The 12,622-nt window shown below is 66.1% G+C and carries 11 protein-coding genes; 6 read left to right on the forward strand and 5 right to left on the reverse strand.

Translation table 11 applies throughout. The annotated features are described in order from the left end of the window. The first annotated feature begins 2 nt into the window (after positions 1 to 2). Together QNN99_RS06545 and QNN99_RS06550 are read left to right on the forward strand one after the other, a co-directional pair. Positions 3 to 2,039 (forward strand): bifunctional aldolase/short-chain dehydrogenase, encoded by a 2,037-nt coding sequence (locus tag QNN99_RS06545; protein ID WP_229965630.1) that lies wholly within the window; start codon positions 3 to 5, stop codon positions 2,037 to 2,039. Then, entirely contained in the window at positions 2,036 to 3,520 is a 1,485-nt protein-coding gene (locus tag QNN99_RS06550; RefSeq protein WP_229965631.1) for a rhamnulokinase, read from the forward strand. The genes QNN99_RS06545 and QNN99_RS06550 overlap by 4 nt, the downstream gene beginning before the upstream one ends. On the opposite strand, the gene QNN99_RS06555 is transcribed toward QNN99_RS06550, so the two are convergent. After that, positions 3,465 to 4,298: an SDR family NAD(P)-dependent oxidoreductase gene (locus QNN99_RS06555; protein WP_229965632.1), complete on the reverse strand. Its 834-nt coding sequence runs from the start codon at positions 4,296 to 4,298 to the stop codon at positions 3,465 to 3,467. The two genes, QNN99_RS06550 and QNN99_RS06555, sit on opposite strands and share 56 nt — an antisense overlap. 279 nt (positions 4,299 to 4,577) lie before the next feature. On the opposite strand from QNN99_RS06555, the gene zapE reads away from it, so the two are divergent. Then, positions 4,578 to 5,648, forward strand: coding sequence for a cell division protein ZapE (gene zapE / locus QNN99_RS06560; protein ID WP_284015816.1), 1,071 nt, complete (start codon positions 4,578 to 4,580; stop codon positions 5,646 to 5,648). A gap of 50 nt (positions 5,649 to 5,698) precedes the next feature. On the opposite strand, the gene QNN99_RS06565 is transcribed toward zapE, so the two are convergent. Next, positions 5,699 to 6,283, reverse strand: coding sequence for a TetR/AcrR family transcriptional regulator (locus tag QNN99_RS06565; RefSeq protein ID WP_229965634.1), 585 nt, complete (start codon positions 6,281 to 6,283; stop codon positions 5,699 to 5,701). Positions 6,284 to 6,339: 56 nt separating this feature from the next. Between QNN99_RS06565 and QNN99_RS06570 the strand changes: the two genes are divergently transcribed. Further along, on the forward strand, positions 6,340 to 7,824 hold the full coding sequence (locus tag QNN99_RS06570) for an MFS transporter (RefSeq protein WP_229965635.1): 1,485 nt from the start codon (positions 6,340 to 6,342) through the stop codon (positions 7,822 to 7,824). Positions 7,825 to 8,144: 320 nt separating this feature from the next. Here the strand turns inward: QNN99_RS06570 and QNN99_RS06575 are convergent, their stop codons facing one another. After that, entirely contained in the window at positions 8,145 to 8,483 is a 339-nt protein-coding gene (locus QNN99_RS06575) for an L-rhamnose mutarotase (RefSeq protein ID WP_331461761.1), read from the reverse strand. Between the two features lie 720 nt (positions 8,484 to 9,203). Here QNN99_RS06575 and QNN99_RS06580 point away from each other — a divergent pair. Both QNN99_RS06580 and QNN99_RS06585 read left to right on the forward strand, forming a co-directional pair. Beyond that, on the forward strand, positions 9,204 to 9,575 hold the full coding sequence (locus QNN99_RS06580; RefSeq protein ID WP_229965636.1) for a hypothetical protein: 372 nt from the start codon (positions 9,204 to 9,206) through the stop codon (positions 9,573 to 9,575). Continuing rightward, positions 9,575 to 10,894 (forward strand): HNH endonuclease signature motif containing protein, encoded by a 1,320-nt coding sequence (locus QNN99_RS06585; RefSeq protein WP_229965637.1) that lies wholly within the window; start codon positions 9,575 to 9,577, stop codon positions 10,892 to 10,894. The genes QNN99_RS06580 and QNN99_RS06585 overlap by 1 nt, the downstream gene beginning before the upstream one ends. A gap of 85 nt (positions 10,895 to 10,979) precedes the next feature. Here the strand turns inward: QNN99_RS06585 and QNN99_RS06590 are convergent, their stop codons facing one another. After that, complete coding sequence (locus QNN99_RS06590; RefSeq protein ID WP_229965638.1) at positions 10,980 to 11,789, reverse strand: SDR family oxidoreductase; 810 nt, start codon at positions 11,787 to 11,789, stop codon at positions 10,980 to 10,982. Positions 11,790 to 11,853: 64 nt separating this feature from the next. Next, positions 11,854 to 12,480: an SGNH/GDSL hydrolase family protein gene (locus QNN99_RS06595; protein WP_229965639.1), complete on the reverse strand. Its 627-nt coding sequence runs from the start codon at positions 12,478 to 12,480 to the stop codon at positions 11,854 to 11,856. Positions 12,481 to 12,622: the final 142 nt, after the last annotated feature.

Consider the following 12,622-nt stretch of genomic DNA (forward strand, 5'->3'; position numbering starts at 1 on the left):
ACATGACCAACGAAACCGTCAGCGCGCTGATCGCCCGTTCGAACCGTCTCGGCGCCGACAAGCGCAACACCAACTACGCCGGCGGAAACACCTCCGCCAAGGGCACCGCCACCGACCCGGTCACCGGGGAGGACGTCGAACTGCTCTGGGTCAAGGGCTCCGGCGGAGACCTGGGCACCCTGAAGGAGTCCGGGCTGGCCGTCCTGCGGCTGGACCGCATGCGCGCCATGGTCAGCACCTACCCGGGCCTGGACCGCGAGGACGAAATGGTGGCGGCCTTCGACTACTGCCTCCACGGCAAGGGCGGCGCCGCCCCCTCCATCGACACCGCCATGCACGGCCTGGTCGACGCCGCGCACGTTGACCACCTGCATCCGGACTCCGGGATCGCCATCGCCACAGCAGCCGACGGCGAAGCGCTGACGCAGAAGATCTTCGGCTCCAAGGTGGTCTGGGTGCCCTGGCGCCGTCCGGGCTTCCAGCTCGGCCTGGACATTGCGGCCATCAAGGAAGCCAACCCGCAGGCGATCGGCACCATCCTCGGCGGCCACGGCATCACTGCCTGGGGCGTCACGTCCGAGGAAGCCGAGGCCAACTCGCTGTGGATCATCGAAACCGCTGAAGCCTTCATCGCCGGAAATGGCCGGGAGGACCCCTTCGGCGCCGTGCTGCCGGGCTACTCGCCGCTGAGCGAAGCCGAACGCCGCGCCAAGGCAGCCGCCCTGGCTCCGGTCATCCGCGGCCTGGCCTCCACCGACAAGCCGCAGGTGGGGCACTTCACCGACGACGCCGTCGTCCTGGACTTCCTGGCACGTGCCGAACACCCGCGCCTGGGTGCCCTGGGCACCTCCTGCCCGGACCACTTCCTGCGCACCAAGGTCAAGCCGCTGATCCTGGACCTGCCGGCCAACGCCTCCATCGAGGACAGCATTGCCCGGCTGAAGGAGCTGCACGAGCAGTACCGCGCCGACTACCGGGCGTACTATGACCGCCACCGCAGCGAAGACTCGCCGGCGATGCGCGGCGCCGACCCCGCCGTCGTCCTCGTTCCCGGCGTGGGCATGTTCACCTACGGTGCCAACAAGCAGACCGCTCGCGTGGCCGGCGAGTTCTACACCAATGCCATCAACGTCATGCGCGGCGCCGAAGCCATTTCCACTTACGCTCCGATCGAGGAATCCGAAAAGTTCCGGATCGAGTACTGGGCGCTGGAGGAAGCCAAGCTGGCGCGTTTGCCGAAGCCGAAGTCCCACGCCACGCGCATCGCCCTGGTGACGGGTGCTGCCTCGGGCATCGGCAAGGCCATCGCCACGCGTCTGGCTGCCGAGGGCGCCTGCGTGGTCATCGCGGACCTGAACCTGGAGAACGCCGAAGCGGTGGCCGCCGAACTGGGCGGCTCCGACGTCGCCGTCGGCGTGCAGGCGGACGTGACCGATGAAGCGCAGGTGCAGGCGGCCATCGACGCCACCGTCCTCGCCTTCGGCGGCCTGGACCTGGTGGTCAACAACGCCGGCCTGTCCATCTCCAAGCCGCTGCTGGAAACCAGCGAGAAAGACTGGGACCTGCAGCACAACGTCATGGCCAAGGGTTCCTTCTTTGTCTCCAAGGCTGCGGCCAAGGTGCTGATCGACCAGGACATGGGCGGGGACATCATCTACATCTCCTCCAAGAACTCGGTCTTCGCCGGGCCCAACAACATCGCCTACTCCGCCACCAAGGCCGACCAGGCACACCAGGTGCGCCTGCTGGCCGCCGAGCTGGGGGAGCACGGCATCAAGGTCAACGGCATCAACCCCGACGGCGTGGTCCGCGGCTCCGGCATCTTCGCCGGCGGCTGGGGCGCCAAGCGTGCTGCGGTCTACGGCGTGCCCGAGGAAGAGCTGGGCAAGTTCTACGCCCAGCGCACCCTGCTCAAGCGCGAGGTGCTTCCGGAAAACGTCGCCAACGCGGTGGCGGTGCTGACCGGCGAGGACCTCTCGCACACCACCGGCCTGCACATTCCGGTTGACGCCGGCGTGGCGGCGGCCTTCCTGCGATGAACGCGAACACGCCGGACACGCGGACTGCGGCCGGCGTGTTTGCCGCCGTCGACATTGGTGCCTCATCCGGCCGGGTCATCCTCGGCCGGATGGGGCCCGGCGGTCCCGCCCTGGAGACCGTGCACCGGTTTCCCAACGGTGTCCGGGAAATCGACGGGGCGCTGCGCTGGGACCTGCGTGGAATTTTTGACGAGGTCCTCACCGGACTCTCCCTGGCCGCCGCACGGACGGCGGAGGGCGGCGAGCGGATCGTCAGCATCGGAATCGACACCTGGGCGGTGGACTACGGACTGATCGACGCCGACGGCGCCATGGCGACCCTGCCGCACAGCTACCGCGACGGCCGGACCGCCGCCGTCGTGCCGCTGGTGCACGAAAAGCTGGCGGAAGCGGCCCTGTACGCGACGACCGGCCTGCAGCATCTTCCCTTTAACACGCTCTACCAGCTGGCCTGCGAGTCCGAGCTGGCCGGGCGGCAGGCGCTCCTGATTCCTGACCTGCTGGCCTTCTGGCTCACCGGGAAAAGACGCACTGAGGAAACCAATGCCTCCACCACCGGCCTCTTTGATGCCGTGGCGGGGGAGTGGGCCCCGGAGTTCCTCTCCGCCCTGGGACTGCCGGCAAACCTATTTCCGGAGCTGATTGCGCCGGGGCAGACGGTGGGCGTCCTGCTGCCGGCGGTGGCCGAGCGCACCGGCCTGCCCGCCGGCACTCCCGTGGTGGCGGTGGGTTCGCACGACACTGCCTCGGCAGTGGCGGCGGTGCCCGCGCTGCAGCCCGGATTCGCGTACATCTCCTCGGGAACCTGGTCACTGGCCGGGATCGAACTGGCGCAGCCGGTCCTCACTGAAGCCAGCCGCAGCGCCAACTTCACCAATGAACGCGGTGTTGATGCCACCATCCGCTATCTGCGCAACGTCGGCGGCCTGTGGCTGCTGAGCGAATCAATGCGCACCTGGGCCGAAGCCGGCGTCGATCCGGAGCTGCCTGACCTGCTGGCCGCTGCCGCCCAGCTGCCGCCCGGCGGGCCGCTGATTGACGTGGACGCCGACGAGTTCATTGCGCCAGGGCAGATGCCCGGCCGGATCCGCGCCGCGGTGACGGCCTCCGGCGGGGTGCTGCCGGAGGATCCGGCGGCGGTGACCCGCTGCATCCTGGATTCCCTGGCGGCCGCCTACGCCCGCACCCTCTCCCGGGCGGCCGAACTGTCCGGCCAGGACATCGACGTCGTGCACATTGTCGGGGGCGGCTCGCAGAACTCGCTGCTGTGCCAGCTGACGGCCGACGCCACCGGGCTGCCGGTGATTGCCGGTCCGGTGGAAGCAACAGCGCTGGGCAACGTGCTGGTGCAGGCGCGGGCCGCCGGAGCCGTGTCAGGCTCCCTGGCCGATCTGCGCCGGCTCGTCGCGGAGAGTTCGCCGACGGTTACCTATCGGCCTGCAGCCCGACCATTGCGGCGCTTTGGTTCCAGAGCCGGGTAGCGAGCGCGGCGTCGTACGCGTCCTTGTTGGCAGTGGAGATCTTGCGCTTGTAGTAGTACTTGCCGGACTGCCAGTCCTCTCCGGGCACCGAGGTGGCCAGCCACACCAGTGTCTGGGCGCCCTGGTCCGGCGAGATCAGGAACCGGTTCAGCGCGGTCCGGTACATCACGCGCATGGTGCTGGTGGATCCTGCGGCGAAGGACGACGCCACGCCGCCCGGATGGAAGGCCGCAGCTGAAATGCCCTGCCCGCGGTATCTGGCGTCCAGCTCTCGGGTGAAGAGGATGTTCGCCAGCTTGGCATTGCCGTAGGCGCGGTTCGGGCTGTACTTGCGGCGGGCTTCCAGATCGTCGACGTCGAAGTGCGCGAAGAGGCTGTTGGCCACGCTCGAGGTGTTGATGACGCTGGCGCCGGATTTCGTCAGGCGGTCCAGCAGCAGGTTGGTGAGCAGGAACGGTGCGAGGTGGTTCACCTGCAGCGTCTTCTCATGGCCGTCGACTGTCTCTTCGCGCTTGCCCATGATGCCTCCGGCGTTGTTCGCCAGGACGTCGATCCGCGGATACCGCTCGAGCAGGGTTTCAGCGAGGGCGCGGACGTCGTCGAGCCGGGCAAAATCCGCCAGCAGGTAATCGCTGTCCAGCTCTCGGGCCACCGCTGCGGTTTTTTCCGGCGACCGGCCGACGACGACGACGCGGTTGCCGAGGCTGCGCAGGCTTCGGGCCGCGGCGGCACCGATGCCGTCACTGGCGCCGGTGATGACAATGGTTCGCTCTGACACGGAGGGCCTTTCGGGCGGTGCGGGACGGGGATGGGGGACCGGAGATGGGGGACGGGGGTGGGGGACGGGGATGGGGGACGGGGAAGCGGGAGGAACCCCGGCTTCCAGTATTGCCCCGCGTGCGCGATTGGCCAACGAAAGGGATGCTCCGGATGCTGGGCGGAGAATTTCCGCCTGCCGGGGCCAATGGCCGGCGTTTCAGCGCCGCGGGCCTTGGCCGCCGTGGAAATCGGCCGGTCCCCAAGGCGGCATAATCAAGGGGTGGCGCGGAGAACAGACGTGAGGGACCGGCTTGAAGCAGCTATCGATGAATCTGCCGCATTGGCGGGATTCACGTTGGACAGTGCACAGACGGTGGTCCGGGACCGGCTCCTGGCCCTCGGCGTCGAGCTGTTTGCACCCCGAATAAGACGTTCCAAGACACGGGGCGATAGTGCCGCGCGCCTGGATGTCCAGGGCCTCTACGTCTGGGGCGAGGCAGGCCGCGGCAAGTCCTGGTTGCTGAACGCCTATTTCCGGGCCCTTCCCACCGAGGCGAAACTCCGTGTCCACTTCCATGGATTCCTGGACCAGCTTCACCGCCGGATCCATGAGCTCAGGGGAGAGCCGAACGCCGTCGAGCGTGCCGTCCGGGAGCTCACCGCCGGACTGAAGCTCCTGTACTTCGATGAGTTCCATGTGCATGACCCGGCCGACGCCACCCTGCTGACGAAACTCCTGCGTGCGCTTTTCGACGCCGGCATCGTCCTGCTGGCCAGTTCCAATTACGCACCCCGGTCGCTGCTGCCGGATCCGCAATGGCATCACATGTTCGAACCGGGCATTGACCTGATTCTGGCCAACATGGAAGTCCTGAGGCTCGAGGGAACGGAAGACTACCGGGAACGGCCACGGAAATCCGTTTCAGGATTCCGGTCCGGACACTGGATTAGCCTGAAGTCGGACCTCCGACAGGACCCCCGGCCGGGCGCCGCCGGTCTTCAATTGCCGCAAGCTTCGGAAGCTTCGGAACTTACGGTCGGCAGCAGGCAGTTTCCGGTTGCTGCCCGGCGCGGCAACGAACTGTGGATCACCTTCGACCAGCTGTGCGGGACCCCAACCTCAACGATCGAGTACCTGAAATGGTCTCGGGAGTTCGACTCCTGGGTGGTTCTGGATCTTCCATCCTTTGCCGACACCGATGCGCAGGCTCAACAGCGGCTGATCAACGTTGTTGATGTCCTCTGCGATGCCGATGTCCGGATGACCATCACCTCGCCGCTGTCGATCGACGACTTCCGCTTGACCGTGGACAGGCGGCCGGACGCCTTCCGGATGGTGAGCCGCCTGCAGCTGCTGCAAAAGCCCTGACCGCGGGGGCCGATGCGCTCCGTTCAGGAAAGGGCTCGGCCGGTTGCCTTTTATCCGGCGTGCGGTTTCGGTTTCAGGATCCTGCAGGCAGCCGCAACGGCTGCGTCGCGCCGGCGCGGGGAGCCGGAAGCCTCCTCCGGCTCGCCGGTGAACAATGACTGGGGTGACTGCGCCCAGGCTGTCGCGAGCGACAGGAGCAGGACGACCAGGTCATCCGGATCCCAGCCCGGGTCGATGATTCCCTGCTCCTGGGCACTGACGATGTCCTCAGTGGTCGGTCCGGGACGGCCGCAGGGGGTTTGGGGAGCCAGCCCGGGTTCGTTTTCCAATCGCGCCCAGTCAAGCATGCGCAGGTGGTCGGGGTTCTCCGTCGCGTGGTCAAACATGGCGCTGACAAAGCCGGGCAGGTCGTGGGCGTCACGGGGAATCCGTTCCGTCGTCTCCTGCATGTTGACCTCCAGCACCGCGGTGAAGAGTGAGCGCTTGTCACCGAAATAGGCGTAGAGGCGCTCCTTGCTCGCCCGGGCCTCAGCGGCAATCCGGTCCACGCGGGCACCGGCCAATCCGTAGCGGGCAAACTCTGTTCGTGCTGCCGCAAGGATTCGGGCCCGGGTAGCTTCGCCGTCGGTTCTCATACCTGTAGTCTAGCTAAGCCAACCAACTAGTTCGTTTGATTGAGGATTTCCCCTACATGGACCGCACGACCACCGCCGGACTGCCTCCGGCCGTTGACCACTCCGCCCATCCGCACCGATGGATGCTTCTTGCCGTCCTGGCGCTGGCCCAGTTGATGGTGGTCCTGGACGGGACCATCGTCAACATCGCCCTGCCGGATGCCCAGCGCGAGCTTGGCATGTCCGACGGTGACCGCACCTGGGTGGTCACCATTTACGCCCTGGCCTTCGGTTCGCTTCTGCTGCTTGGTGGCCGCATCGCCGACTACTGGGGCCGCAAGCGCACCTTCATGGTGGGCATGCTCGGCTTTGCCGTCGCCTCCGCGTTGGGTGGCTTTGCTGAAAGCACCGAAGTCCTCCTGGCCGCCCGCGGCCTGCAGGGCGCCTTCGCTGCGCTTCTGGCTCCGGCCTCCCTGGCCATCCTCACCATCACCTTCCCCTCGGGCAAGGACCGCATCAAGGCGTTTGCCGTCTACGGTGCGATCGGCGGCGGTGGCGCCGCAATCGGCCTGCTGCTCGGCGGCGTCCTGACGCAGTACGCGTCCTGGAACTGGTGCCTGCTCGTGAACGTGCCGATCGCCGTCGTCGCCATTGCCGCCGGCCTGCCGCTGATCCGCGAGAGCAAGGCCCACGGCAATACGCGCTACGACCTGCCCGGTGCCATTCTCGTGGTCGCCGGCCTGGCTTCGCTTGTGTACGGATTCGCCCAGGCTGAAGAAGGCTGGGCCCGCCTGGAGACCATCGGTTTCCTCGTCGCCGGCGTCGTCATCCTCGCCCTCTTTGTGTTCGTGGAATCCAAGGTGGCCAATCCGCTGCTGCCCCTGCGCGTCCTCACCAACCGGGTCCGCGGCGGAGCGTTCCTGGTCTCGACCCTGACCGGCGCCGCGCTGCTGGGCGGCATCCTGTTCCTGGTCTTCTACTTCCAGATTGTCCTGGGCTACTCGCCGCTGAAGTCCGGCCTGGCATCGCTGCCCATGACGCTGGCCATCACGGCCGGCGCCGGCGTGCTGTCCAAGTTCCTGCCCCGCACCGGCGTTCGCCTGCCCATGACGCTGGGTCCGGTGGTCGGCGCCGTCGGCCTCTTCTGGCTGTCCTTCATTACGGTTGAAGGCAACTACGCCCTGGAGGTCCTGCCGGGACTGGTTCTCCTGGGCTTCGGACTCGCGATGATCTTTGTTCCGCTGCAGAACGTTGCGCTGGCGGGCATTGACGAGCACGACGCCGGCGTTGCCAGTGCCGCTGTCTCCGCCACTCAGCAGATCGGCGGTTCCATTGGTACCGCGCTCTTCACTGCGATCTACACCGCTGCTGTTTCGGACTACCTCAGCAACAGCGCCGAACGCCTGCCCGTCACACAGCTGGAAGCCCTGGTCAGCGGCTACTCGTCGGCCTTCATCTGGGCCGGTGCAGCCATCCTTCTGGCCGCTCCGATCAGCTACTTCATGATCCGGCTGTCCAAGAAGGACCTCATGGACGTTCCGGCCGTTCCGCACGTCGGCTAGTCCTGCAACAACTCATGTCCCGGCGTTTGGTCGCGGGCGTGGACCGGCTTCCGCTTTTGCGGGGGAGCCGGTCCACTGCTGGTTAAGTCGCGGGTTGGGGTGGGTTGGCGCGCCGGGCGGCTCGGCTGGCGTCGTCGGCTGTGCCCGTCGTCGGAGGTCGGCCGGCCGTTGTGGGAGGTCAGCCCGGTGCCTGGGCCAGCCAATCGTCGTTGTGGGCCAGCCAGGCGCGTGGGCCAGCCCCCGTCGTCGTCGGCCGTCCCCCGTCGTGGGCCGTCCCCCGTCGCGGGCCAGCCTCCGTCGTCGTCGGCCGTGCCCGCCGCTTAGTCGAGGTGGAAAACCTCGGGGATGGCGACCATTGCCTCATCGGGACGCCGGCCGTCCAGGGGTGCAAACAGGTCTCCCATGGAGGCCTGCCAAGTTGCGTTGATCTCGCGCTTGTCCATGGCGGCTTGGGCGGCGGCAAAGTCCTCGGTTTCCAAGTAGCCGATCAGCATGCCGTCCGGCTTCAGGAAGAGGCTGTAGTTGTGCCAGCCGGTTTCCCGCAGTGCCTGTTGCATCTCGGGCCAGACCTCGGAGTGCCGCTTCCGGTACTCGTCCATGCATTCGGGACGGACCTGAAGTGTAAAGCAAACCCGCTGCATGGGAACCTCCAAAATCATGACGGACGCTGTTTTAGCTTCCGCCGGGGGTGTGGTAATGCGTGTCGAGTCTAACATTGAATCGTTTTTATGAAACGTTCCAAAGACTTCGCCCGGGTCGGAAATACCGGGGGACCGCAAAGATCAGGCGACACAACGGCGTGCGTATAGGCAGCAAGGAAACCAAAGGTTGGAAGGCCACCATTCTCGGTGGCGATGTCCAACTACATCGAAGCGGGATCGATCATTGCGATGCTTCGAGCCTGTCCCTTTGGCAGGAATACCTCGGCATCGACAACTACCTTTGCCCGGAGGCCTTTGTGGTCTCGGAACCCGGCCGTCAGGTCGGGTTCCACTTTCGTTGAGGAGAGTGGCACTTCGGCTTCATCGTGACGTCTGAAGTCGCCTCTCGGCCACGCCGCCACGGTGCTTGACTGCCGGAGCACTCTGCCCGCGGGCACGGGACCTGCCGTTCGCCCTATCCCGCCCTACCGCTGCCCACGAACGGTCGGCTTCCAGATCGATAGACGTGCGCCCCTGTGCAATTTATGCACGAGGCGGCGCTGGCAGTTGACTGGCTGGTGCGGACCAGATCCGCTGGCTAGGTAGTCCGTCGAAAAAGCTGGCTAGGTAGTCCGTCGAAAAAGACGGGTATTTGTGGGCCCCCAAATCGGTCTGTTTGGGGTTGTTTTGGGCCTTTTCCGAGACGGAAATGTCAGTGCCGGGTGAAAGGCTTTAGTCATGGATCAGAACGGATCTTCGACCGGGACTCCCGGCACCGGCGATGAGGCTGCAGCTTGCAGCCGGTTCGTCTTTGTCGCCGAGCCTGGGGTGGCCGGAGGTGAGCCGGGTGATGGGTTTACCGGATCCCTGGTCCTGCAGGGGGTGGAGTCGTTGACTGAGGAGCAAACCGGGACGGTGTTGGCCCGGCTCAATCATTTGTCGCGGTGGGTGCAGGCGCAGCAGGCTCGGGTCCTGTCCCGGCTGCAGACCGTCTACGAGGACGAGACCCTATCCGTTACCGGGTTGCGGGACGCGGAGATGGCGTTCAGTCTCGCCGCGGAGGAAGCCGCGACCATTCTGGGAGTGCCCACCGGTACGGGAAGGCGTTGATGAGTCAGGCCGGTGATCTCTGCACCAGGAACACGGCCACACTGCAGGCGTTGGAGTCCGGGCACATCAGTTACGGGCACGCGGAGACCTTGGTGGAGCAGTGTGCGGGCGTGGTACCGGCGGAGCTGCCCGGGTTCGAAGCCGAGCTGCTGGGGATGGCTGCGGGCCAGACCAGAACCCAGTTCCGGGTGAAGGCGCAGCGGCTGCGGGAGCAGTACTATCCGGAAACCATCGTTCAGCGGCAGTTGACGGCGTTTGAGCAGCGGACGGTGTGGGTGCGTCCGGAGCCGGACGGGATGTCCTGGCTCTCTGCGTTACTGCCGGCCGAGAAAGCCCAAGCGATTTTTACTCAGCTTAGTGTTGCGGCCCGGGGTGAGCAGGCCGCCGGGGATCCCCGGTCGGTGGATCAGTTGCGCACGGACATTCTCACGGACTTACTCGGCGGCCACGACCATGAATGCGGGAACGACTGCAACAGTGGTGGCGGCCGTGGCAAAGGCAGCAAAGGCGGCCGTGGCCGGAAGGGCGGAGACAGCGGCGGCACTGGCGCAGGCGCGGGAGCAAAGAGGGGCAAGGGCCGTCGCAAGGGTTCCGGCTCCGGCAACAAGGCCAGCAGCCAAGGTGAGGGTTCCGGCTCTGACACCGGATCCGATACCGATACCGGGGCCGGATCCGGGAAGGGGTCCGGGTCCTGCCGTATTGGCCATGGTCCCCGGGCTCGGACGGAGATTCTGGTGCTGATCAACGCCGAAACCCTCTTCGGAGCCGATGACCAGCCGGCGGAACTGAACGGATACGGACCGATCAGTCCCGTAACGGCCCGGGGGATGGCTCGGGAAGCGGCGAAATGGACACCGGTGGAACGCGACCCGGACACCGAAGAGATCCTGCGGGTCGGAAAACGACGGAAGGTCCCCGACGGATTGAAGCGGGTTCTGCGGGTGCGGGACGGAACGTGCCGCTTCCCGGGGTGCCGGACCAATGCGGTGATTTCCGAGATCGACCACACCAAACCGTGGGCGCAGGGCGGGCCGACGGATCATGACAATCTGGAGCATTTGTGCCGGCGGCATCACATGTTCAAAACCGAAGGGTTCTGGAAAGCCCGGCAACCCAGCCCCGGGGTGATTGAGTGGACCTCACCCGGTGGCCGAAGGTACCGGACCGAACCGGACCTCACCCTGGCATCGACAACTACAGGCGACGACAGCTTGCGGCCTCAGGACGAGCAGATCAACAGTACGGTGAATCCGGACGACAAAGCTCCGTCCATCCCAGACGATCCGGATGACTACGGAGACAACCCGCCACCCTTCTAGCTGTAAGTCTCGCCGCCCCGCCGCCGTTGCGATCGGTGGAATCTCCTGCCCGCCTCAGGCAGCCCGCCTCAGTCAGCCAGCCGGCTCAGCGGAACCCGCCATCGGTGCTCAGCACCTGTCCGATCATCCAGCGGCCCTCGTCGCTGACGAGCCAGGCGATCAGGCGGGCAGGATCATCGGGCTCTCCGAATCGGCCGCCCGGAAAGCGGGAAAGCACCTCTTGTAGAACTTCAGGCGGACGGTCGGCAGTATCAATGTCCAGATAGCCGGTATTCACCGGACCCGGGTTCACGGTATTCAGGATGATGCCGCGGCGGACAAGATCCGCTGCCACTGACGGCGTGATCCCGGCAAGGGCGGCCTTCGACGTGGCATAGGCAATTTCGTTTTCCATCACCCCGCCGTTGACCTGCCCGGAGGTCATCCAGATGACTCGGCCGCCGATCCGTCCGTCGTGCTGCTCGGCGAAAGCGCGCGTGGCCAGGAGCGTTGAGCGGGCATTGACCTGCCAATGGCCATCCAGCTTCTCCGCGGTCATTTCCTCCAGCGGTCCATCGCTGCCGCTGCGGGCATGGTTGCAGATCAGAATGTCCAGATGCCCCAGCTCGGACACAGCCTTTTCGATCAGCTGCCCGGCGCCGTCGGCCTCCGCCAAATCGATGCTCTCGTGAGCCAGCCGCGCACCGTCCGTCAGCTGGGACCGCAGGGCGCCGACGACGTCGGCAATCGGGTCGGCACCCCAGGGCTGCTCAACATCGTGCGGGGAATAGTGTGCCAGGAACAGGTTTGCACCCATCTGTGCCAGTCGGGAGGCGACGGCAAAGCCGATGCCCTGCCGGCGGCTAACGCCCGTGATGACGGCGGTCCGTCCGGCCAACGGAAACGCGATGTTCATGAGATCCTCAGGGCTGGAACGGAACGGAAAAGTGAAAACGGCGGACCTGCATAGCCGGCGGTTTCTAGAGTTTGACGCACACCGCATCCAGCCATGCTTCAGCGATGGCCGCATGGCCCTGTGCCGTGGGATGGACGCCGTCGTCGGCCAGGGATTCGGGTGCGGCACCCGCTGCAACAAGCGAGTTCAGGACCTCGTCCGTCCGGACGAGGACGGCCCCGAACTCCTTGGCCAGACGCCGGACGGCCGCGATCTTGGGATCCAGATCCTGCCGCCAGGTCTGCTGCTCAGCAGTCACCGGCAGCAGGAACGGCTCCATGAGGACGACGACGGCGTCAGGCGCCAGCCGCTCCAGCAAAGCCCGGTACCTGGCCAGGAAAGTCGCCTCATCTGTCTTCTGGCCGGCATCGTAGCGGCGCCAGGTGTCGTTAATGCCGATCATGACCGACACCACCTGCGGAGTTTCAGCCAGTACCTCGGCATCCCAGCGCCGGGCGAGATCCTCGATGCGGTCTCCTCCGACACCCCGGTTGACGACGGCGGCTCCGGCCAGGGAGGCACTCTCGGCCAGCAGGCGGACATAGCCGTCACCCAGTCCTCCGCCGACACCAGCCAGCCGGTCGCAGTCGGTGACGCTGTCGCCTGCGAACACGATGCGGTGCCCGTCAAATAGCCGTGCTGCGTCTGCCATGGGTTCTCCTAGAGGTAGTGGATGTAATGCAGATCACTTACCTTAGTCGGCAAATCGGCGAGGGCCGACCTGCCCTGCCGCGAGAGTTCACGTACGGGGCGGAGCATCACCGGGGGAAGCGGAAACGGGTGACGTCCGAAAA

Origin of the sequence: Arthrobacter sp. zg.Y820 (assembly GCF_030125555.1) — a bacterium.
Taxonomy (GTDB): domain Bacteria; phylum Actinomycetota; class Actinomycetes; order Actinomycetales; family Micrococcaceae; genus Arthrobacter_B.

Excerpts from the sequence above, each read along its gene's own strand:
- QNN99_RS06545 (WP_229965630.1), top strand. The coding sequence starts at position 3 with ATGACCAACGAAACCGTCAGCGCGCTGATCGCCCGTTCGAACCGTCTC.
- QNN99_RS06550 (WP_229965631.1), top strand. The coding sequence starts at position 2,036 with ATGAACGCGAACACGCCGGACACGCGGACTGCGGCCGGCGTGTTTGCC.
- QNN99_RS06565 (WP_229965634.1), bottom strand. The coding sequence starts at position 6,283 with ATGAGAACCGACGGCGAAGCTACCCGGGCCCGAATCCTTGCGGCAGCA.
- QNN99_RS06570 (WP_229965635.1), top strand. The coding sequence starts at position 6,340 with ATGGACCGCACGACCACCGCCGGACTGCCTCCGGCCGTTGACCACTCC.
- QNN99_RS06575 (WP_331461761.1), bottom strand. The coding sequence starts at position 8,483 with ATGATTTTGGAGGTTCCCATGCAGCGGGTTTGCTTTACACTTCAGGTC.
- QNN99_RS06580 (WP_229965636.1), top strand. The coding sequence starts at position 9,204 with ATGGATCAGAACGGATCTTCGACCGGGACTCCCGGCACCGGCGATGAG.
- QNN99_RS06585 (WP_229965637.1), top strand. The coding sequence starts at position 9,575 with ATGAGTCAGGCCGGTGATCTCTGCACCAGGAACACGGCCACACTGCAG.
- QNN99_RS06590 (WP_229965638.1), bottom strand. The coding sequence starts at position 11,789 with ATGAACATCGCGTTTCCGTTGGCCGGACGGACCGCCGTCATCACGGGC.
- QNN99_RS06595 (WP_229965639.1), bottom strand. The coding sequence starts at position 12,480 with ATGGCAGACGCAGCACGGCTATTTGACGGGCACCGCATCGTGTTCGCA.